The sequence below is a fragment of the Nocardioides sp. Z13_37 genome (genome assembly GCF_058355585.1).
This window is the reverse complement of record NZ_JBZGDV010000009.1, coordinates 131590-151779: the sequence shown is the minus strand read 5'-3', so window position 1 is coordinate 151779 and position 20190 is coordinate 131590. Positions and strand designations below refer to the sequence as shown.

Genomic DNA, 20190 nt, shown 5'->3' with positions numbered 1-20190 from the left:
AGGTGCTGGACAAGTCTGACCCACATCCGGTCCACCACCAACCCCGGGGTCACTGCTCGGGCTGCTCCAGCCGCTCACGAGCGGCCCGGGCGGCCTCGGCCTGGGCGGTGCCGGCCCGCCTGGACTCGGTCCAGCCCTCGAGATTGCGCTGCGGACCGCTGCTGACCGCGAGCGCGCCCGGTGGCACGTCCTGTCGTACGACCGTGCCTCCCGCGGTGCCCGCGCCGTCGCCGACCTCGACCGGCGCGACGAAGGTGTTGTTGGAGCCGGTCCGGGCCTGGCGGCCGATGACGGTGCGGTGCTTGGCCACACCGTCGTAGTTGGCGAAGATCGTGCCGGCGCCGATGTTGGTCCCCTCGCCGATCTCGGCGTCGCCGACGTAGGACAGGTGCGGCACCTTCGCGCCGTCGCCGATGGAGGCGTTCTTGGCCTCCACGAACGCACCGATCTTGCCGCCGATCCCGAGCCGGGTGCCGGGTCGCAGGTAGGCGAACGGCCCGACCGTGGCGCGGTCCTCGACGACCGCGAGCTCGCCGTGGGCGCGGACGACGCGGGCGCCGGCACCCACCTCGCAGTCCTTCAGCGTGGTGTCGGGGCCGACCACCGCGTCCTCGCGCACGAGGGTCGCGCCGAGGAGCTGCGTGCCGGGCAGGAGCGTGACGTCGCGCTCGAGGACCACGTCGGTCTCGATCCACGTCGTCGCCGGGTCCATGACGCTCACGCCCTCCCGCATCCAGCGGGTGACGATGCGGCGGTTGAGCTCGCGCCCGAGCTCGGCCAGCTGGGCGCGGTCGTTGGCGCCGGCGGTCTGGGCGACGTCATCGATGAGGTGGGCGCCGACCGTCAGCCCGTCCTCGCGGGCGAGGCCGACCGCGTCGGTGAGGTAGTACTCGCCCTTGGCGTTGTCGTTGGTGATCCGCGGCAGCGCGGAGACCAGGAACTCGGCGTCGAAGGCGAGGATCCCGGAGCTGATCTCGTGGATCTCGCGCTGCTCGGGCGTGGCGTCCTTCTCCTCCACGATCGCCTCCACGTCGCCCTCGTGGTTGCGCACGATCCGGCCGTAGCCGAAGGGGTCGGCCACCCGGCCGCTCAGGATGCTCACCGCCCGCTGGGCGGCGTGGTGCTCCTCGGCGAAGGCGCGCAGCGTCTCCCCCTCCAGCAGGGGGGTGTCGCCGGCGGCGACGATGACGGTGCCGGAGGTGGTGCCGGCCGCCTCCATCGCCACGCGTACGGCGTGCCCGGTGCCGTCCTGCGTCTCCTGCACCGCCAGGACCGCGGACGGCAGCAGCTCGGTGATGTGCGGACCGACCTGCTCGCGCTGGTTGCCCACCACCGCGACGACGCTGGTCGGCTCCACGGCCTGCACGGCGTGCAGCACGTGGCCGATCATGGAGCGCCCGCCGATCTGGTGCAGCACCTTCATGGTCTTCGACTTCATGCGGGTGCCGCCGCCGGCGGCGAGGACGATGACGGTGAGGTTGTCCATGGTCGCAGTCTGTCATCGCCCGCCCGGGCTCCGGGAACCGCCGACGCCTACGCCCCGCCCCCCTCGAGCAGCTCCCCGAACAGCTCGACGTACTGGATCAGGTGCCGGTCGGCGAGGTAGTGGTCGCGCACCCGCAGGTGGGCGGCGCGCCCCATCCGCGCGCACCGGGCGGGGTCGGCGAGCAGCGACGCCAGCGCGTCCGCCAGCGCCGCACCGTCGCGGGGGTCGTCGAGCAGCAGCCCGCTCACGCCGTCCTCCACCTGGTCGAGGATCCCGCCGACGGCCGAGGCCACGACCGGCCTGCTCTTCCACATCGGCTCGGTGACGGTGAGGCCGAATCCCTCGGCGAGGCTCTTCTGGACCGCGACGTCGCAGCGCCGCTGCAACGCGTTGACGATGCGCGCGTTGTCGTCGAGGTCGGCCATCGGCACCGAGAGGAGGTGGCTGCGCTCGCGCGCCGGCGCGGGGAGGGACCGCCACTGCGCGCGGCACTCGGCCAGCACCTCGGTCGCCTCCGGGTCGTCCGCCACCCCGGTGGTCTCGGGTCCGGCGAGCACGAGATGGACGTCGGGCGGGAGCGCGTCGAGGTGCCGGGCGAAGGCGTCGAGCACGCCGGACATGTCCTTGAGCCGGTCCCAGCGGCTGACCTGCAGAACCACCCGGGCGTCGTCGACCGGCACCGGCGAGCCCTCGACCACCAGTCTGTCGCGCTGCACCAGCGCCCGGACCTCCGCGGCGCCGAGAGGTGTGTTCTTGGGGCTGAACGGGTCGAGCGACGGCGGGATGACGCGCAGCCACCGGCGGTCCACCCAGTCGGGCGCGAACTGCTCGCGGGAGAAGACGCAGGCGTGCGCCGGCTCGACGAGCTCCCGCAGGAAGGCCCACGCCTCCCGGGTCCACTCGTCGTGCTCCTCGACCCCGACGTGGCAGCGCCAGACCACCCACGCACCGTGCTGGCGGAGCACGCGGGCCAGGCCGACGGTCTGCGGGTCGTGGAGCAGGACCACGTCGCCCGGTCGCACGAGGTCGAGCACCTGCTGCTGCTGACGCGCGAGCGTCGCGTCGTAGGTCGCCCGCGCGGCGTCGTCGAGCGCGCCCGAGTCGCCCGCGACGCCGTGCAGCCGGTTGTGGATGCGCTTGGTGACCGCGAAGAAGTCGGGGTCGCCTGCCACCGCCAGCCAGCGGACGGCGATCCCCGCCCCGGCGGCGTACGCCACCAGCCCGTGCAGCATCTCGGCCACCCCGCCGCCGCGCGCCGTCGAGTTGATGTTCCACACGGTGCGGCCCCCGAGCAGGCGGCGGGCCACGGCGACGTGGCGCCCCAGCTGCTCGACGCGATCGGGGGCGAGCAGGCCGGTCAGGCGCTCGAGCGGGACGGGGGCGACCCGCACCTCCTGCACGCCCGTCACGGCGCACTCCGCGGCTCGGGCAGCTCGACGGGGCCGCCGACGCGGACCTCGACACCCGGCGCGGCGCTCCGCACGACGTCGAGGGCCTCGTCCATCCGGCGCATCACCCGGGCCCGGGCGTGCCTGCCACCCTCGGTCAGGACCGGGTGCACCAGCTCGACGGCGCGAGCGGTCTCGGAGGCCCGCCGGGCCGCCGCCCGGACGCGCTCCACGAGCTCCGGCACGTCCTCGACGACGACGCGCACGGGGTCGGGCGGACGGGCCGACGGGGGGTGGATCATGACAGGTCTCCTCAGGTCGGGCCTCCGAGTGTGTGTCAGGGCGCGCGTTCCCGGAAGGGGCCCCGGGTCCCCGTCGCCGACGGCACGGGCCGTCCGACCCTGCCGCTGGCCCCCGGTGCGGCGAGACGGTGAGGGCGGACGCACGGCCAGCTGGGCCACCGGTGTCCGCCGGACCGCGCAGCGGAGCAGGAGATCCCATGACCACCTCGCCGGACCAGGGCGGCCATCCCGTCCACCCCTATCCCGTCCACGTCGATGCCGACCTCGACCCCACGCTCAGCCGCGGCCTGTGGCTGGTCAAGTGGCTGCTCGCCATCCCGCACTACGTCGTGCTGGCGTTCTTGTGGATCGCGTTCGGGGTGCTGACCGTCGTCGCGTTCTTCGCCATCCTCATCACCGGCCGCTACCCGCGCTCCATCTTCGACCTCAACGTCGGCATCATGCGCTGGAACTGGCGGGTGGGCTACTACGCGACCAACGTCCTGGGCACCGACCGCTACCCGCCGTTCACGCTGGCCGACGTGCCCGACTACCCCGCGCACCTCGAGATCGACTACCCCGAGCGGCTCTCGCGCGGACTCGTGCTCGTGAAGTGGTGGCTGCTCGCCTTCCCGCACTACCTGGTCGTGGGCATCTTCACGGGTGCAGCGGCCTACGCCGTGGCCGGCGCGGACGACTCCACCGATGCGGTCTGGGCAGGCCTCGGCCTGATCAGCACGCTCGTGCTGATCGCCGCCGTCGCCCTGCTCTTCACCGGGCGCTACCCGCGGTCGATCTTCGACCTGCTCCTCGGTCTCAACAGGTGGGTCATGCGGGTGTCGGCCTACACGTCATTGATGACCGACCAGTACCCGCCCTTCCGGCTCGACATGGGCGGCCACGAGAGCACCGTCGTCGATGGCGCCTCGACCGATCCGGCCCCGGCGCACGTCTCACGACCGTCGTCCACGACGCCGTCGCGGTGGACGGTCGCCAAGGTCCTCTCCGTCGTGGTCGGCTCGTTCCTGGTCCTGATGAGCCTCATGCTCGCGGCCGGCGCGTTGATCGTGGCCGCCGTCGGGCTGGCCGAGGACGACGGCTTCCTCACCAGTCCGCGCATCGACGTGGACAGCGCCACCCACGCGGTCATCTCCCCGGGCGCCCGCCTCGACATGGGAGACGTGGCGTCGGACCTGCCTGACGGGGTGGTCGGCGACGTGCGCATCAGCGCCGAATCGGTCTCCGGCACGCCGCTGTTCGTCGGTGTCGCCCCGACGGCCGACGTGCGGCGCTACCTCTCGGGGGTGGAGCACGCGACGCTCGACGACGTCCACGACCGTGATGCCCACCTCAGCACCACGCGCGGCGACGCCCCGGCGTCACCTCCCGGCCAGGAGGACTTCTGGGAGGCGAGGTCGACGGGCGCCGACGCGACCCTCACGTGGAAGCTCGCCGACGGGGACTGGACCGTCGTCCTGATGAACGAGGACGGCTCGGCCGGCGTGTCGGCCCGGGTGGCCACCGGCGTCGAGGTCTCCGGCCTCGACGAATCGGCGGCAGTGGTGCTCGTGCTCGCCGGGCTGCTCCTGCTGGCCGGGATCGTGCTCATCGCCATCGGCGTCCTCACCGCCAGACCGCGGCGAGCCAGGACGACCTAGGAGCCGGCCGAGCCCGGCCCAGCCCCGGGAAGCACCACGTCCACCCGCTGCGCCGGCCGCTCCATCCGCTCGTAGGCGTGCCCCTCCGGGATCCACTTCGTGTCCCAGAGGTCGAGCTCGTCGCGGCCGTCGCCCTGTGCGGCGTTGCGCACCTTCGCCCGCGCACCGGCGGTGTCGGGATCGAGGTCGATCCACACGGCCAGGTCGAACCAGTCCCGCGTGCGGTCGCTGAACAGCCGGATCCCCTCCACCAGCAGCACCGCCGGCATCGGATGGTCCGCGACGCCCGTCTCCCCCGACGACCAGCGGTAGTCGAACCTCAGCCGCTCCCGGCCCCGCCGCGCGTCGCACACCACCGACTCGACCTGCGCCCAGTCGTGCTGCTCCCACATCCCGGCGTCGGGGCCGCACGTGCTCGTGCGCACCCAGTCCATCGCCAGCACCTGCGCCCCCTGCAGCCCGAGGTCGGCGGCCAGCCTGAGCGCCAGCGTCGACTTGCCCGCGCCGCCGTGACCGCTGATGCCGACGACCGGGATCCGGTCGGTGGTCAGCACCAGGCGGCGCACCCGCGCCAGCAGGTCGTCGTACGTCGTCTCGGTGGGCATCGCGCCCAGCCTGCCGCGGCGCCGGGCTGCGGCGCCAACGGTTTCGCTCCCCGGGTAGGAGTCGAACCTACGTCGCTAGTCCTGATTCAAAGTCAGGCGGGCCCTGCCGGCAGACCAACCGGGGATCGGAGGCCAAGCCTAGGGCCCGCCTCGGGCGGGACTGCCGAGACCCGGCAGACCAACCGGGGATCGGAGGCCAAGCCTAGGGCCCGCCCCGGGCGGGACCGCCGAGACCCGGCAGACCTCGGGCGATCTTCACGACACCTCCACGCCGATCCCGGCCGGTCCTGGTGCCGGGCGGGGGCCGGGACCGATAGCGTGACCGTCGTGACGGGGGAGATGCTCAGACGCCCGACGGTCATCTCGACCGCCGGCCTCACCAAGCACTACGGGTCGGTCCACGCCCTGACCGACCTCACGGTCGACGTCGGCGAGGGCGTGACGGGCCTGGTCGGCGCCAACGGCGCCGGCAAGTCGACGCTCATCAAGATCCTGCTCGGCCTGCTCGAGCCGACGGGCGGGCACGCCCACGTGCTGGGTCACGACATCGAGCAGGAGAGCCAGGAGATCCGGCGCCTGGTGGGCTACATGCCCGAGCACGACTGCCTGCCGCCCGACGTCAGCGCGAGCGACTTCGTGGTGCACATGGCCCGGATGTCCGGGCTGGGCGCCTCGGCGGCCCGCGAGCGCGCGGCCGACGTGCTGCGCCACGTGGGTCTCGACGAGGAGCGCTACCGCCCGATGGGCGGCTACTCGACCGGCATGAAGCAGCGCGCCAAGCTCGCCCAGGCGCTGGCCCACGACCCGCGGCTGGTCTTCCTCGACGAGCCGACCAACGGCCTCGACCCGGCCGCGCGCACCGACATGCTGCGGCTGGTCGAGCGCATCGGCAGCGACTTCGGCATCGCCGTCCTCGTCACGTCCCACCTGCTCGGCGAGCTGGAGCAGGTCAGCGACCACGTCATCGTCCTCGACGGTGGCCACCTGCTCCGCAGCAGCGCCACCGGCGAGTTCCTGCAGCGGACCGGAAGCCTGCTCGTCGAGGTCGTCGGCACCGAGACCGAGCGCGACCGGCTCGGGGAGGCGCTCGCCCAGCGCGGGCTCAGCTGCCGTCCGCGCGGCTCGATGGTCGCCGTCGACCCGCCGCCACCCGAGCTCGCCGAGGGCACGGCCGTCCACGACCTGATCCGCGACGTGACCGCCGAGCTGGGCCTGGGCCTGATGCGGCTCCAGCCCGACCGCGGCCACCTCGAGGACGTCTTCCTCGAAGGAGGCACCCGTGTCTGAGCAGCCCGCCTCCGGCCAGCCCGCATCGGGTCCGGGCAGCCGCGGGGTCATCCACGACCTCGGCTACCGCCACCTCGACGGCGCGCGCGAGGGCACGCCCGCCATCGCCCGCACCTTGTTCGCCACGGGCCTGCGGCACGCGTACGGTCTCGGCCGGTCCGGCAAGTCCAAGGTGATGCCGTTCCTGCTCCTCGCGATGTCGCTGCTCCCGGCCACGATCGTGGTCGGCGTGGTCGTCCTCACCGGCCTCGGCGAGCTCCCGGTGTCCTACGCCGACTACACCAACCAGACGCAGCTGCTGGTCAGCCTCTTCGCGGCCTCCCAGGCGCCGGTGCTCTTCTCCCGCGACCTGCGCCACCGCTCGATCGTGCTCTACCTCGCCCGCCCGCTGCCGTCGCAGGTGTTCGCCCTGGTGCGCTGGCTCTCGCTCACCGTGGCCGTCCTGCTCTTCACCGCGATCCCGACCCTCGTCCTCTTCGCCGGCGCGCTGCTCGCCGGGCTCGACACGAGCGACCAGACGAGCTCCCTGCTCAAGGCACTCGTGCTGCAGGTCCTGCTGGCGATGATGATCGCCGGGGTCAGCGGGCTGATCTCGTCTGTCTCCCTGCGCCGCGGCTTCGCCGTGGTCGGCTCGGTCATGGCGCTCATCGTCCTGACCGGCATCGTGACCGTCATGCAGAACATCGCCTACTACGAGGGCGACAGCGAGTCGGTCTCGGTCGGCGTCGGGCTGCTCTCGCCCTGGTCCCTCGTCAACGGCCTCGCCAACGCCTGGGACGCCGGCGTCGACACGCCCGTGCCGGTCGACGGCGCGTGGGTCCCGGCGTACGCCATCGTGGCGCTGCTCGTCGTCGCCGCCTGCCTGCTCGGGCTCGTCGCACGCTTCCGGAAGGTGGGGTCGCGATGAGCACCCTGGTCCTCGACTCGACCTCGCGCTGGTTCGGCAACGTGGTGGCGGTCAACGACGTCACGCTCACCATCGGCCCCGGCGTGACCGGCCTGCTCGGGCCCAACGGCGCGGGCAAGACCACGCTGATGGCGATGATGTCGGGGTTCCTCGCCCCGTCCGCCGGCACCATCACCCTCGACGGCCGGCCGGTGTGGCGCAACACCGAGACCTACCGGCACATCGGCCTGGTGCCCGAGCGCGAGCTCAGCTTCGGCTACCTCACCGGACGCCAGTTCGTCCGGGCCAACGCCGACCTGCACCGGCTGCCCGACGCGGCCGCCGCGACCGAGCGGATCCTCGAGGTCGTCGACATGGTCGAGCCGGCCGGCCGCCGCCTCGACACCTACTCCAAGGGCATGCGACAGCGGGTCAAGATCGCCGCCGCGCTCGTCCACGACCCCGCCGTGCTGCTCCTCGACGAGCCGTTCAACGGCGTCGACCCGCGGCAGCGGATGCACCTCATGGACCTCCTGCGCCGCCTCGGCGACGAGGGCCGCACCGTGCTCTTCAGCTCGCACATCCTCGAGGAGGTCGAGCGGCTGGCGCGCCACATCGAGGTCGTCGTGTCCGGCCGGCACGCCGCCTCGGGCGACTTCGGCGCGATCCGCCGGCTGATGACCGACCGCCCGGTGCAGTACGCCGTGCAGTCCAGCGACAACCGCACCCTCGCCTCCGTGCTGATGGCGCAGGAGTCGGTGCGCGCGGTCAGCCTCCGCAACGACCACCTCGACGTCCAGGTCGGCGACCTGGGCAGCTTCGCGGTGGAGCTCCCCGGACTGGCCCGGCAGCACGACGTGACCCTGTTCGAGCTCTCCCCCAGCGACGAGTCGCTGGAGAGCGTCTTCGCCTACCTGGTGGCCCGATGATCAACACGACGATTGCCAAGCTCGCCTTGCAGGCACTGCTGGGGCGCCGGCGCTTCTTCCTCCTGCTGGCCTTCCCGGTCCTGCTGATCGGGCTCGTCGCGCTCGTGACCGTGCTGGTCGACGGCGACGCGGCCTACGGGGTGCTGCCCAACCTCGGCTACCCGCTCGTGCTGCCGCTCGTCGCGATCCTCGCCGCGTCCTCGGTGCTCGGGCCCGAGGTCGACGACGGCTCGATCGTCTACCTGCTCTCCAAGCCGGTCAACCGCTACGGCGTGGCGATCAGCAAGTGGCTGGTGGCGCTCGGCGCGACGCTGGTCGCGGGGGCGCTCCCGATCCTGGTCGCGGCGCTCCTCACCGGTGACAGCACCCGCGCCACCGCGCTGTTCACCGCCGCGGTGGTCGCCGGGACGGCGTACTCCGCGCTCTTCCTCGCGATCTCGGCGGTGACCCGGCACGCCGTGATCGCGTCGTTGATGTTCGTGCTGATCTGGGAGAGCCTGCTCGGCAACCTCTTCAGCGGCATCGCCTGGCTGAGCATCGGCCAGTGGGGCCTTCGCGTCGGGCACGAGATCTCGAGCGAGCTGCCCGACCCGGCCAACCTGCCCTACGCGATCATCGCCAGCCTCGTCGTGACGGTGGTGGCCGTGTGGTTCGCTGGTGACCGGCTGCGGTCGTTCTCGCTGCGCGGCGACGAGTAGCCGCCGCGGGCGCGCGGCGTCCCACTAGGCTCGCCGTGTGGACCTCCCCGTCATGCCTCCGGTGCAGCCGATGCTCGCCAAGAGCGTGAGCGGCGTGCCGGACCCCGCCAAGCACGGCGGCCTGAGCTTCGAGCCGAAGTGGGACGGCTTCCGCTGCCTGGTCTTCAAGGACGGCGACGAGGTCGAGCTCGCCAGCCGCAACACCAAGCCCCTCACCCGCTACTTCCCCGAGGTCGTCGAGGCCGTACGCCGCCAGCTGCCCGACCGCGTCGTGCTCGACGGCGAGATCTTCGTCGGCCTGCAGGGCCCCGAGGGCTGGCGCCTGGAGTTCGAGATCCTGCAGGAGCGCATCCACCCCGCCGCCAGCCGCGTCGACAGGCTCGCGGTCGAGACGCCCGCCGGCTTCGTGGCCTTCGACCTGCTCGCGCTGGGCGACGAGTCGCTGCTGGACCGGCCGTTCGCCGAGCGCCGTGCCGCGCTCGTCGACGCGCTCGGCCACCTCGACGGGACCGGGCCGTGCTTCCTCAGCCGCACCACCGAGGACCGCGCCGTGGCCGAGCGATGGTTCGAGGAGTTCGAGGGCGCAGGGCTCGACGGCGTGGTCGCCAAGCCGCTGGGCGCGCCCTACGAGCCCCACAAGCGCACCATGCTCAAGATCAAGCACGAGCGCACCGCCGACGTCGTGCTCGCCGGCTATCGCGAGCACAAGACGTCCACGCCCGAGGAGCCGCTGATCGGCTCGCTGCTGCTCGGGCTCCACGACGACGACGGCCAGCTGCAGCACATCGGCGTCTCGGCCAGCTTCACCGCCGCGCGGCGCGCCGAGCTCTGGCACGAGCTCCAGCCCCTCGTGTGCGACGTCGCCGACCACCCGTGGGGCCGGTGGAACGAGTTCCTCACCGCCAACCCCGACCGCGTGCCCGGCACCCAGAGCCGGTGGAGCGCCGGCAAGGACCTCGGCTTCACTGCGCTGCGCCCCGAGCGGGTCCTGGAGGTGAAGTACGACCACATGGAGGGTCGGCGCTTCCGGCACACGGCCCACTTCAAGCGGTGGCGGCCCGACCGCGACCCGGAGAGCTGCGGCTATGCCCAGCTCGAGGAGCCCGCGGGCTACGACCTCACCAGGATCCTCAGCACCCAACCCGGAGACGAGTCATGACCGACCACACCGACCACCCGACCGACGACCCCGCCGAGCGCACCCACGACTCGATCCACGACGGGCAGGGCACCTACGACGTCGTGCTGCTCGTCGAGCAGGCGCTCACGCCGGGCGACGCTCGGCAGGTGCGCTCGCTGCACAGCGAGATCGAGGACACCGTCGTCTACCACGTGCTGCTGCCGCTGGAGGACGCCGCGGCGCGCATCGAGGCCTCCCTCGGCACCCTGGGCGCCGGCGACCTGATGGCCGCCCCGGCCATGGCGATGAACGACGTCGACATCGACGCGCTGCGTCGCGAGTGCGAGGAGCAGTCCTCCTCGGAGCTGCAGAAGACGCTCACGGCGCTGCACCAGGCCGGCGGCAAGGCGACCGGCAAGGTCACCTCCGAGCCTCCCGTCGACGCGCTCGCCGCGCTCGCGGCGGCGGTCGACGCCCGCGAGGCCATCATCCTGACCCGCCCGCACGTGGTCGCGGAGTTCTTCCACGTCGACTGGACCTCGCGCGCCCGCCGCAAGCTCGGCGTCCCCGTCCTCCACCTCATCGAGCACGAGAACTTCGACGAGCAGGCCTCCGGCGCCGGCGAGGGCGTCACCGGCGTCTGAGCCGAGTCGGCTCGTCCTGACGCCCAAACAAGGTCGAGTCGGCGCATCCTGACGCCCCAGGAGCGCCGAGTCGGTTCATCCTGACCGACTATCTGTCAGGACGCGCCGACTCGACAGCCTGCGCCTGTCAGGACGCGCCGACTCGACGGCCGACCGGTGTCAGGACGCGCCGACTCGACTGCCCTTCCACCGTCAGCCGCGGCGGGTGACGCGGCGTACGACGGCGCGGCGCAGGATGGCGGCCGCCTCCCGGCCGCCGACCGTGGGGTGCTGCCCGCGGCGGGCCTGCTCGAGGTCGCGCCGCAGCTGCTGCACGGTGGCGCGCTGGGCCGCGCGCGCCTGCCGACCGGCGAGGGTCGACTCGGCCTTGGTGTGGTCGAAGGTCAGCGCGACGGCGTCGGCGTAGCGGGCGTTGTAGTCGGCGTGGATCCGGTCGAGCGCCGCCAGCGTGTCGGCGTCGTGGGGGCTGGTGGTCAGCACGCCGAGCAGCTGCCAGACCTCCTCGGCCATGTCGCGCAGCCAGTCGGGCGTGCGGACGTCGTCCCAGGTGAGCTGCGACTTGCGCATCGACGGCTCGATGAAGTCGTCGACCGAGTGGTGCTCGCGCTCGTCGGGCGGGGCCGAGAGGTCGGTGTTGAAGGTGAGCTGGAGCTGCTCCTGCACCGGCTCGAGCGCCGCGCGCCAGTCGTCGAGCAGGTCGACGTACTTCACGAAGGCCCGCTTGGAGCCGCGGCCGGCCTGCTCGGTGAGCAGGGCGGCGTGCACCCAGCCGGCGACGTTGGAGGTCTCCTTCGTCAGCCGCAGGTCGTCGGACTGGCTGGACAGGTAGGCGATGTCGCGCGAGCCGACGACCTCGGCGGGGTGCCGCAGCGCGGTGAGCCACCGCAGGTCGGTGCCGAGCTCGGCGCTGACGACCTCCCACACCTGCGCGAACCAGAACGCGTGCGGGTCCTTGACCACGATCTGCTCGCCCGGCCGGCGCTCGGCGAGCTGGCCCGAGAGCCACTCGTGGAGCTCCTTGCTGGGCACGCCGGTCTCGACGTAGCGGGCGACGATGTCGACGGCCGCCGGGCGGCTGTCGATGTTGAAGAGCGCGAGCTCCCTGAGGTGCCGCTTGTGGAAGTCGATGACCCACTGCGGCTCGTAGAACCCGCGCGGGTTGGTCTCCGACGCCTCCACCTCGGGCTGCGGCACGTGGAGGCCGAGTCGCTTCAGCGTGCCGGCGAGCGAGCTGGTGCCGCTGCGACCGGATCCGGAGACCAGCACCAGCGGGGTGCCCGGCTGGGCGGGGGACGTCGGCATGCGCTCACCCTATCGGCCGGGGGCACGCTCCCCGCGCGCCGACCGGGGCGGCCTCTAGGATCGTCGCGACCGCTCCGCCGCACACCTCGAGAACGGGACTGACGACACGTGGCACTCACCGACAGGCTCGGCGGGAAGGTGCGCTCGGCGATGCGCCGGGTGCGCCGCGACGGCCCGCTCGACGTCGTCTACGTCCTCTTCAACGCCGACGGCATGGGCGGCACCGCCCGCTCGGGCATCGAGCAGGCCAACGCCCTCCACCGCCTCGGCGAGGGCCACCGGGTCCGGATCCTCAGCGTCACGCGGAGCGGCGACTCGACCCACTACCCGCTGGCCGACGGGCTCGAGGTCACCTACCTCGTCGACGTACGCCGTGAGCGGCCGGTGGCCGTCTCCGGCGACCACCCGGCCGAGCTGGCGCAGCGCGAGTCGACGATCGTGCCCCGCAGCTGGGACGCCCTCTACAACGGGCTGACCGACGCGACGATGCGCGAGGCGCTCGGCGGCGTCGACGCCGACGTCCTGGTCACCACGACCCCCGAGCTGCTGGCCGTCGTCGCCCAGCTCGCGCCCGCCGACGTGGCGCTGGTGCACCAGGAGCACCGGGCGTCGTCGAGCCGGGTCAACGACCTCGGCGCGCTGCTGCAGTTCGCCCCGCGGGCCGACGTGGTGGTCTCGCTCACCGAGTCGATGTCGCGCTGGCTCGCCGGCCGGCTCGGCGGGGCCGCGCCCGAGCTCCAGGTGATCCCCAACCCGCTGCCCGCGGCCCCCCAGCCGCGCTCGGCGCTCGACCAGCGGACCTTCGTCACGGCCGGCCGCCTCGCGCCGGAGAAGCAGTTCGAGCACGTCGTCGACGCCTTCTGGCGCATCCACGAGCAGGTGCCGGGCTGGACCCTCACGATCTGGGGCGACGGTCCCCGCGCCGACAACCTCGCCGCGCAGGTGCGCAAGCTCGGCCTCGAGGACCGGGTGCGCCTGCCCGGCTCGACCGACGACCTCGCCGCCGAGTGGGCACACGCGAGCGTGGCCGTCCTGGCCTCGCGCGGCGAGGGCTACCCCCTCGTCCTCCAGGAGGCGATGTCGGCCGGCGTGCCGGCCGTCACCTACGACTGCCCCTCCGGCCCCCGCGAGATGATCACCCACGACGTCGACGGGCTCCTGGTGCCGCCGGCGTCCAAGGCGGCGCTGGCCGCCGCGATGCTGCGGGTCGCCGCCGACGACGCCCTGCGCAGCCGCCTCGGTGCCGCCGCCCTCGAGCGCTCCCGCGGCTGGGACGGCGAGGTGCTCGCCCGCCGCTGGGTCGAGACGTTCCGCACCGCCCTCGCCCGCCGCGCCGACCCGCTCGCCCCACGCCGGGTGCTGCACGGCCTGCGCCCCGGGCCGCTGGGCGACCTGCCCGAGACCTCCGGCGCCGCCGGCGTCACCCCCGCCCAGGCGCGTACGACGGCGCTGCGGGCGCTCACCGCCGCAGCAGCGGCGACCGGCGACGGGTGGTTCGTGGTGCCCGCGCGCGGCCTCGACCCCCATCCCGTGGTCGTCGTCCCCTCCTCGCGGCGCGGCGCCTTCCTCGCCGCCCTGGCCGCGGGGTCGGTGCCCGACTGGCTGTCGGTGCGTGACCCCGCCGAGCGGGGCTGGCCCGAGCGGCGCGGCACGGTGGCGGCGATGACCGACGAGCTCGCCCGCACCCGCACGGCCACGCTCCTCCTCGAGCCGTGGCCGATGCGCGGCGGCCACGACGGCCTGCTCGCCGAGGGCGTGGAGGTGGGCGCGCAGTTCTGGGAGGAGACGCCCGACGGCGACCTGCTCGCGCCCGGGCCCAACCGCTACGGCGACCGCGTGCCGGCATGCACCCCACGCACCACGACCAGGGTCGAGGACGTCGAGGTGCCGACCCTCGAGGTGATGGCGCTGCCGACGGTCGACGACTGCCGCTTCGACGTCGACGTCGTCTACACGTGGGTCGACGGCGACGACGAGGCCTGGCTCCGCGCCCGCGACGCGCGGATCCGCGAGCTCGGCGGCACCCCGAGCGACCGCGCCGGCGGCGCCTCGCGCTACCGCAGCCGCGACGAGCTGCGCTACTCCATGCGCAGCATCCACCTCTTCGCGCCGTGGGTGCGACGCATCCACCTCGTCACCGCCGGGCAGGTGCCGTCGTGGCTCGACACGGACCACGAACGGGTGCGGGTCGTCGACCACCGCGAGATCCTGCCCGCCTCGGCGCTGCCGACGTTCAGCTCGCACGCGATCGAGACCCGGCTCCACGCCGTGCCCGACCTCGCCGACCACTTCGTCTACGTCAACGACGACGTCTTCCTGGGCCGCCCGCGACGCCGCGAACACTTCTTCTCCCCCGGCGGGCACTACGCCGCCTTCGTCGCCGAGCACCGCGCCGTCGGGCTCAGCGGCACCGACGACCGCCCCTACCTCACCGCCGCTCACAACAACCGCCGCGTGCTCGCCGAGGCCTTCGGCGTGGCGCTGACCCACACGATGATGCACAGCCCGCACCCGCAGCGGCGTACGACGCTGGAGGAGATCGCCGCCCGCTTCCCCGAGGAGGTGGACCGCACCACGCACGCGCCGTTCCGCTCGTCGAGCGACCTCTCGCTGCTGTCGTCCTTCGCGCAGAGCTACGGCCTGATCACCGGGCAGGCGTTCCGCGCCGGTGCCCACCACGGCTACGTCGACCTCGGCCACCAGCAGCTGCCGGCGCAGCTCACGCAGATGCTCAGGCGCGACCGCGACTTCTTCTGCATCGCCGACAACCTCCTCGCCGCCTTCGACGAGGAGCGCGCCGACGCGCTGCTGCACGACTTCCTGGAGCAGTACTTCCCGATCCCCGCACCGTGGGAGAGGTCCTAGGAGGGCGACGGCGCACCGACGCTCACCGGGGTTGCACCTCGTCGCTGCCAGGGCCACGCTGGTCGGGCGTGCAGATGCACGCGCCGTCGGCGCCGAGCGCCGGCCCGGCTCGAGGGGAGCAGGCTCATGCGCAAGGTTGCAGCGTTGACATCCATCATCGTCGGGGTCGTGATGGCGATCGCCGGGGTCGTGGTCTGGGTCGTGGTGTCCACGACCTTGGCCGACCAGAAGATCACCGTCGCCGACGACGCCTCGTGTGCGGCGGGAGACGGGGTGAACGGCCCGTTCTCGGCCTACTGCCAGGCCAGGGTGATCGACAAGCACACCCTGGAGATCACCGGCGGCAAGACCTATGCCGAGCTCGACCGCGAGGACCCCAACCGTGACGTCGCCATGGACTCGGCGTTCCTCCAGGCCTCGCTGTTCACGTCGGTCGTCGCGTTCGGGGTCGCCGCCATGGCGTTCGTGCTCGGCATCGTGCTGGCGCTCATCGGGGCCGCGCTCCGCGCCCCGGCGGAGAGGGTGTGAACGCCCTCAGTCGGCGATCCGGTTGCCGTCGGCGTCCCAGTGCGCCTCGACCTTCTTCGACGGCTGCACCCGCGGCGGCTCACCGGGCATCTTCGGGTGGTCGGGCGGGAAGTTGAGCTCGACCGGGTGCTCCTCCCACAGGTCGAGCAGCGGCTGGAGGGAGTGGTGGACGTCGTCGATCGACGCCCACGGGTCGCCGTCGACGGCGAGGCGTGAGGGCACCGAGAAGAGGTTGAGCTCGGACGGCGAGGTGAGCGTGGCCAGCTCGTCCCACGCCACCGGGGTCGAGACCGGGGCGCCGGGCAGCGGGCGCAGCGAGTAGGCCGAGGCGATGGTGCGGTCGCGGGTGTTCTGGTTGAAGTCCACGAAGATCCGCTCCCCGCGCTCCTCCTTCCACCACGCGGTCGTCACGCCGTCGTCGCGCTTCTCCAGCTCGCGACCGAAGGCGATGGCGGCGTGCCGCACCTCGGCGAAGTCCCACCGGGGCTCGATCCGGACGTAGACGTGGACGCCGCGGTTGCCCGAGGTCTTCGCGAAGCCCGACATCCCGAGGTCGGTGAGCAGCTCACGGGCGACACCGGCGACCCGCACCGCGTCGGCGAACGACGTGCCGGGCTGGGGGTCGAGGTCGATCCGCAGCTCGTCGGGGTGGTCGACGTCGTCGCGCCGCACCGGCCAGGGGTGGAAGGTCAGCGCACCCATCTGCGCGCACCACACGGGCACCGCGATCTCCGTCGGGCAGATCTCCTGGGCGGTCCGCCCCGAGGGGAAGGTGATGCCCACCGTCTCCAGATAGTCGGGAGCACCCTTCGGCACCCGCTTCTGGTAGAACGCGTCGGCGTCGCGGTCCTGCGGACCGGTGGCCAGCTTCATGCCGGGGCGGACGCCTGAGGTCCACCGCTCGAGCGCCGTCGGCCGGTCCCGCAGGGCCCGCATCAGGCCCTCCTCGACGCTCGTGACGTACTCGGCGACCATCAGCTTGGTGACCGCCGGGGTGCGGTCGGTCGCCTCGTAGATGACCCGGTCCGGCGAGGAGATCCTGACCTCGCGCTCCCCCGCCCGGACGTACGCCTCCGACGCCTTCGCCATCCCCCCAACCTAGCGGTCCGAGACGCTGGATCGCCTCCGTAGACTCGAGCCATGGCCTATGACGTGCAGAAGACCGACGAGCAGTGGCGCGAGGAGCTGACCCCCGAGGAGTACGCCGTGCTGCGACAGGCCGGCACCGAGCGCGCGTTCACCGGCGAGTACACCGACACCGAGACCGAGGGCACCTACTCCTGCAAGGCGTGCGGGTCGGAGCTGTTCACCAGCGACACCAAGTTCCACTCCGGCTGCGGCTGGCCGAGCTTCTACCAGCCGATGACCGACACGGTCGAGTACATCGAGGACACCTCCCACGGCATGAAGCGCGTGGAGGTCCGCTGCGCGAGCTGCGGCTCGCACCTCGGCCACGTCTTCCCCGACGGCTTCGGCACGCCCACCGGTGACCGCTACTGCATCAACTCGATCAGCATCTCGCTCAACGAGAAGAAGTAGCCTCAGTCGGCCGGCTGCAGCGCCGAGGTGACCTTCACCAGGCCCGCGCCGTAGGTCTCGTCCGCCCACGCCTGGATCGAGCCGTCGTCGAAGACGACGTCCGCGTCGAGCGAGTCGGGCGCGGTCGACCCGCTGGTGAGCAGCTGCTCGCCGAGCGCGGCCTGGAGCTCCTGGCTGATGGTGTTGAGGTCGGCATCGGTGCGCTCGACGGTGGTCACGCAGAGCAGCCCGCCCCAGGTCGTGCGCAGCTCGGCCTCGGCGGCCTCGGCGTCGCCGGTGACCGCGACGCTGATCGTGCCGTTGCTCAGCCACGCGCTGGCGTACGTCGGCAGCGCGGAGGCCGCGGCTAGGGTGGCGTCCATGTCCTGCGGGGTGGCCTTGGCCGGGTCGGTCGTGGTGGCGTCGTCGCAGGCCGGCTCGAGCCCGCCGGCGACGGCCTCGACCTCGCCCATCGGGTCGTAGAGCGCCGCCGGGACCGCGTCGGTGACGGTGAAGGTCGTGCCGTCGAAGGTGCCGGTGAGGGAGTACTGGCCCCACGTCACGCCGCCGGCCTCCTCCGCGCCGACGTCACCCCACTCGAAACCCTCCAGCGTTGGGCCGCCGCACTGCGGCGGGTAGGACTCGGCGACCACACCCAGGCAGAGCTCGGGTCCGCCACCGGAGTCGAGCACGGTCACCAGCCCGCGGGTGCGCACCTCCCCGTCGGGCACCGGCGTCGGCGGCCCCTCGGACGATGCCGGCGGGGAGTCGCCCGACCCGGCGGAGTCGACGGCCCGCATCTCGGCCTCGGTGGAGCAGGCGGTGGCGACGCCCAGGACGGTCAGCACGGCGGCAGCGGCGAGGATCCTCATGATCCTCCGACGCTACTGCGTCCGGAGCCGTTCCGGGCTCAGGGCAGGCGGTCGAGCAGCTCGGCCGGCGTCACGCGGGCGCCGGTGTAGAACGGCACCTCCTCGCGCACGTGGCGGCGCGCGTCGGAGGCGCGCAGGTCGCGCATCAGGTCGACGATCCGGTGCAGCTCGTCGGCCTCGAAGGCCAGCATCCACTCGTAGTCGCCGAGCGCGAAGGACGCGACCGTGTTGGCGCGCACGTCGGCGTAGCCGCGGGCCTGCTGGCCGTGCTGGGAGAGCATGCGACGACGCTCGGAGTCGTCGAGGAGGTACCACTCGTAGGAGCGGACGAACGGGTAGACGCACACGTGCGCCCGCGGCTCCTCGTCGGCGAGGAACGCCGGGATGTGCGACTTGTTGAACTCCGCGGGACGGTGCAGGGCCATCTGCGACCAGACCGGCTCCAGGCGGCTGCCGAAGGCGGTGCGCCGGAAGGCGTTGTAGGCGCCCTGCAGCTGCTGGGAGTCGGGGGCGTGCCACCACACCATCAGGTCGGCGTCGGCTCGCAGCCCGCTGACGTCGTAGAGCCCGCGCACGACCACGTCCTGCTCGGCGAGCACCTCGAACAGGGCCTGCACGTCGGTCGCCTCGGCGGCACGGTCGGCGTCGTCGCCGAGGACGTCGCGCAGCCTGAAGACCGACCACATCGTGTAGCGGATCGTGTCGTTGAGGTCCCGCGTGCGGGCGGCGTTGGTCTGCGGCTCGGTCGACTCGGTGCTCATGGCCTCATTCTGCCCGTGTGACCGAGGCCACGGCCCGCCGGGCCGACCCGATCACGGCGGGGATGCCGACGCCGTCGTACGCCGCCCCGCAGACGCCGAGCCCCGGCTGCCCGGCGAGCGCCGCGCGGATGCGGGCGACGCGATCGAGGTGACCGACGGCGTACTGCGGCAGCGCCCCGCCCCACCGCTGCACGTGCGTGTCGACGGGCCGGGCCGCGATGCCGGTCATCGCGGCCAGGTCGGCGAGGGACACCCGCACCAGGTCGTCGTCACCGGCCTGCAGCGTCGCCTCCTCCCGGTGGCGACCGAGCGAGGTGCGGAGCACCACGAGGTCCGGGTCGAGCTCGCGCACCCACGCCCACTTGGCGAAGGAGAAGGTCGAGGCCTTGATGGCGCGCCGCTCGACCGGCGGCACGAGGAAGCCGGAGCGGTCGAACAGGGCGTCCGGGACGTCCCGGGCGCGGAAGGCGAGGGTCACCACGGCGACACTGGCGGCCTCGACGGCGCCGAGCTCCGCGGCGGCGTCGGGCAGCACCTGGCCGAGCAGACGGGCGGCGGGCGTGGCCGGCGTGGCGACGACGACGGCGTCGGCCTCGATGGTCTCGGCGGTCGTGGTCGGACCGACGGTCAGCGCCCAGCCCGACGGCGTACGCCGCAGGGCGCGGACGGTGGCCGAGGTGCGCACCTCGAATCCGCCGCCGGCGACGACGAGCGCGGGCAGCCGGCCCATCCCCCCGGGCAGCGCGGCGAAGACCGGCGCGACGGAGGCGGGCACCGCGGCGGCCTGCTCGAGCAGGCTCCCGCGCCGCGCCATGGCGAGCAGCTGCGGCACGGCGGCGGCCGCCGACAGGTCGCGCGCGTGACCGGCGTACACCCCGCCGAGCAGCGGCTCGACGAGCCGGTCGACGAGCTCGTCGCCCAGACGCGCGGCCACGAGGTCGCCGACGGAGACGTCGGCGGCGGTGACGGGCGTGTCGGTCTCGGCGCTCGCCCTGGCCAGGCCCTCCGGGCTGAGCACACCGCTGGCGGCGAGCTGGTCGAGGTCGAAGGGGACGCCCATCAGCGAGCGCGGCATCGGGCGCAGGGCTCCGCGCGACCAGACCGCAGACGTGGCCGGGGTCGGGTGCACCACGTGCGCGCCGACCTCCTCGGCGAGCGCCAGCCCCTCCGGGCGCCGGGCGAGCATCGCCTCGGCGCCGACGTCGACGGTGAGCCCGGCGACCTCGGCGCTGCGGAGCTTGCCGCCGACCTGCGGCGAGCCCTCGAGGAGCAGCACGTCGCGACCGGTCGCGGCCAGGCCTCGCGCGGCCACCAGTCCGGCGATCCCGCCACCCACCACCACAGCGTCGCGCCTCACACCCC

Annotated in this window: 19 protein-coding genes and 1 tRNA gene; 10 read left to right on the top strand and 10 right to left on the bottom strand. The window is 73.2% G+C overall.

Going from position 1 to position 20190, the window contains the following annotated elements:
* Positions 1–49: 49 nt before the first annotated feature.
* Genes glmU through AC4H2S_RS19225 form a run of 3 tightly spaced genes read right to left on the bottom strand, consistent with a single transcriptional unit; the run spans position 50 to position 3176 of the window.
* Complete coding sequence (gene glmU, locus AC4H2S_RS19235; protein WP_491498592.1) at positions 50–1486, bottom strand: bifunctional UDP-N-acetylglucosamine diphosphorylase/glucosamine-1-phosphate N-acetyltransferase GlmU; 1437 nt, start codon at positions 1484–1486, stop codon at positions 50–52.
* A 47-nt stretch (positions 1487–1533) separates the two neighbouring features.
* Positions 1534–2895 (bottom strand): glycosyltransferase, encoded by a 1362-nt coding sequence (locus tag AC4H2S_RS19230; RefSeq protein WP_491498591.1) that lies wholly within the window; start codon positions 2893–2895, stop codon positions 1534–1536.
* Positions 2892–3176 (bottom strand): hypothetical protein, encoded by a 285-nt coding sequence (locus tag AC4H2S_RS19225; RefSeq protein ID WP_491498590.1) that lies wholly within the window; start codon positions 3174–3176, stop codon positions 2892–2894. The genes AC4H2S_RS19230 and AC4H2S_RS19225 overlap by 4 nt, the downstream gene beginning before the upstream one ends.
* 197 nt (positions 3177–3373) lie before the next feature.
* On the opposite strand from AC4H2S_RS19225, the gene AC4H2S_RS19220 reads away from it, so the two are divergent.
* Positions 3374–4813 (top strand): DUF4389 domain-containing protein, encoded by a 1440-nt coding sequence (locus AC4H2S_RS19220; RefSeq protein WP_491498589.1) that lies wholly within the window; start codon positions 3374–3376, stop codon positions 4811–4813.
* On the opposite strand, the gene AC4H2S_RS19215 is transcribed toward AC4H2S_RS19220, so the two are convergent.
* The gene (locus AC4H2S_RS19215) at positions 4810–5418 is read right to left on the bottom strand and encodes a uridine kinase family protein (RefSeq protein WP_491498588.1); all 609 of its coding nucleotides are present in this window, start codon (positions 5416–5418) and stop codon (positions 4810–4812) included. The genes AC4H2S_RS19220 and AC4H2S_RS19215 overlap by 4 nt on opposite strands.
* Before the next feature lie 46 nt (positions 5419–5464).
* Positions 5465–5543: transfer RNA gene (locus AC4H2S_RS19210), tRNA-Gln, on the bottom strand.
* 202 nt (positions 5544–5745) lie between these two features.
* On the opposite strand from AC4H2S_RS19210, the gene AC4H2S_RS19205 reads away from it, so the two are divergent.
* The 6 genes from AC4H2S_RS19205 to AC4H2S_RS19180 are packed head-to-tail and all read left to right on the top strand — an operon-like array spanning position 5746 to position 10982.
* Positions 5746–6705, top strand: coding sequence for an ABC transporter ATP-binding protein (locus AC4H2S_RS19205; RefSeq protein WP_491498587.1), 960 nt, complete (start codon positions 5746–5748; stop codon positions 6703–6705).
* Positions 6698–7612 (top strand): ABC transporter permease, encoded by a 915-nt coding sequence (locus AC4H2S_RS19200; protein ID WP_491498586.1) that lies wholly within the window; start codon positions 6698–6700, stop codon positions 7610–7612. Before AC4H2S_RS19205 ends, AC4H2S_RS19200 begins: the two co-directional genes overlap by 8 nt.
* The gene (locus AC4H2S_RS19195; protein ID WP_491498585.1) at positions 7609–8520 is read left to right on the top strand and encodes an ABC transporter ATP-binding protein; all 912 of its coding nucleotides are present in this window, start codon (positions 7609–7611) and stop codon (positions 8518–8520) included. The genes AC4H2S_RS19200 and AC4H2S_RS19195 overlap by 4 nt, the downstream gene beginning before the upstream one ends.
* On the top strand, positions 8517–9218 hold the full coding sequence (locus AC4H2S_RS19190) for an ABC transporter permease (protein WP_491498584.1): 702 nt from the start codon (positions 8517–8519) through the stop codon (positions 9216–9218). The genes AC4H2S_RS19195 and AC4H2S_RS19190 overlap by 4 nt, the downstream gene beginning before the upstream one ends.
* Positions 9219–9255: 37 nt before the next feature.
* On the top strand, positions 9256–10377 hold the full coding sequence (locus AC4H2S_RS19185) for an ATP-dependent DNA ligase (protein WP_491498583.1): 1122 nt from the start codon (positions 9256–9258) through the stop codon (positions 10375–10377).
* Positions 10374–10982 carry a hypothetical protein gene (locus tag AC4H2S_RS19180; RefSeq protein WP_491498582.1) on the top strand — a complete coding sequence of 203 codons (609 nt, stop codon included), beginning with the start codon at positions 10374–10376 and terminating at the stop codon, positions 10980–10982. The genes AC4H2S_RS19185 and AC4H2S_RS19180 overlap by 4 nt, the downstream gene beginning before the upstream one ends.
* Before the next feature lie 192 nt (positions 10983–11174).
* Here AC4H2S_RS19180 and AC4H2S_RS19175 read toward each other — a convergent pair whose 3' ends face one another.
* Positions 11175–12284 (bottom strand): hypothetical protein, encoded by a 1110-nt coding sequence (locus AC4H2S_RS19175; protein ID WP_491498581.1) that lies wholly within the window; start codon positions 12282–12284, stop codon positions 11175–11177.
* A 108-nt stretch (positions 12285–12392) separates the two neighbouring features.
* Here AC4H2S_RS19175 and AC4H2S_RS19170 point away from each other — a divergent pair, with 108 nt between their 5' ends.
* On the top strand, positions 12393–15149 hold the full coding sequence (locus AC4H2S_RS19170; protein WP_491498580.1) for a stealth conserved region 3 domain-containing protein: 2757 nt from the start codon (positions 12393–12395) through the stop codon (positions 15147–15149).
* A gap of 144 nt (positions 15150–15293) precedes the next feature.
* Positions 15294–15677, top strand: coding sequence for an aromatic ring-opening dioxygenase LigA (locus AC4H2S_RS19165; protein ID WP_491498579.1), 384 nt, complete (start codon positions 15294–15296; stop codon positions 15675–15677).
* 6 nt (positions 15678–15683) lie between these two features.
* Here AC4H2S_RS19165 and AC4H2S_RS19160 read toward each other — a convergent pair whose 3' ends face one another.
* A complete protein-coding gene (locus tag AC4H2S_RS19160) occupies positions 15684–16766 on the bottom strand; it encodes a DNA polymerase domain-containing protein (RefSeq protein WP_491498578.1) in 1083 nt (360 codons plus the stop codon).
* 51 nt (positions 16767–16817) lie between these two features.
* On the opposite strand from AC4H2S_RS19160, the gene msrB reads away from it, so the two are divergent.
* Positions 16818–17216: a peptide-methionine (R)-S-oxide reductase MsrB gene (gene msrB / locus AC4H2S_RS19155; RefSeq protein WP_491498577.1), complete on the top strand. Its 399-nt coding sequence runs from the start codon at positions 16818–16820 to the stop codon at positions 17214–17216.
* Between the two features lie 2 nt (positions 17217–17218).
* On the opposite strand, the gene AC4H2S_RS19150 is transcribed toward msrB, so the two are convergent.
* Genes AC4H2S_RS19150 through hemG form a run of 3 tightly spaced genes read right to left on the bottom strand, consistent with a single transcriptional unit; the run spans position 17219 to position 20185 of the window.
* Positions 17219–18067 carry a hypothetical protein gene (locus AC4H2S_RS19150; protein ID WP_491498576.1) on the bottom strand — a complete coding sequence of 283 codons (849 nt, stop codon included), beginning with the start codon at positions 18065–18067 and terminating at the stop codon, positions 17219–17221.
* Positions 18068–18105: 38 nt separating this feature from the next.
* On the bottom strand, positions 18106–18828 hold the full coding sequence (hemQ, locus tag AC4H2S_RS19145) for a hydrogen peroxide-dependent heme synthase (protein ID WP_491498575.1): 723 nt from the start codon (positions 18826–18828) through the stop codon (positions 18106–18108).
* A 4-nt stretch (positions 18829–18832) separates the two neighbouring features.
* On the bottom strand, positions 18833–20185 hold the full coding sequence (gene hemG / locus AC4H2S_RS19140; RefSeq protein ID WP_491498574.1) for a protoporphyrinogen oxidase: 1353 nt from the start codon (positions 20183–20185) through the stop codon (positions 18833–18835).
* Positions 20186–20190 lie beyond the last annotated feature (5 nt).

Coding starts and splice junctions, on each gene's coding strand:
- glmU (WP_491498592.1), bottom strand. CDS start 1,486: ATGGACAACCTCACCGTCATCGTCCTCGCCGCCGGCGGCGGCACCCGC.
- AC4H2S_RS19225 (WP_491498590.1), bottom strand. CDS start 3,176: ATGATCCACCCCCCGTCGGCCCGTCCGCCCGACCCCGTGCGCGTCGTC.
- AC4H2S_RS19220 (WP_491498589.1), top strand. CDS start 3,374: ATGACCACCTCGCCGGACCAGGGCGGCCATCCCGTCCACCCCTATCCC.
- AC4H2S_RS19215 (WP_491498588.1), bottom strand. CDS start 5,418: ATGCCCACCGAGACGACGTACGACGACCTGCTGGCGCGGGTGCGCCGC.
- AC4H2S_RS19195 (WP_491498585.1), top strand. CDS start 7,609: ATGAGCACCCTGGTCCTCGACTCGACCTCGCGCTGGTTCGGCAACGTG.
- AC4H2S_RS19190 (WP_491498584.1), top strand. CDS start 8,517: ATGATCAACACGACGATTGCCAAGCTCGCCTTGCAGGCACTGCTGGGG.
- AC4H2S_RS19180 (WP_491498582.1), top strand. CDS start 10,374: ATGACCGACCACACCGACCACCCGACCGACGACCCCGCCGAGCGCACC.
- AC4H2S_RS19175 (WP_491498581.1), bottom strand. CDS start 12,284: ATGCCGACGTCCCCCGCCCAGCCGGGCACCCCGCTGGTGCTGGTCTCC.
- AC4H2S_RS19160 (WP_491498578.1), bottom strand. CDS start 16,766: ATGGCGAAGGCGTCGGAGGCGTACGTCCGGGCGGGGGAGCGCGAGGTC.
- msrB (WP_491498577.1), top strand. CDS start 16,818: ATGGCCTATGACGTGCAGAAGACCGACGAGCAGTGGCGCGAGGAGCTG.
- AC4H2S_RS19150 (WP_491498576.1), bottom strand. CDS start 18,067: ATGAGGATCCTCGCCGCTGCCGCCGTGCTGACCGTCCTGGGCGTCGCC.
- hemQ (WP_491498575.1), bottom strand. CDS start 18,828: ATGAGCACCGAGTCGACCGAGCCGCAGACCAACGCCGCCCGCACGCGG.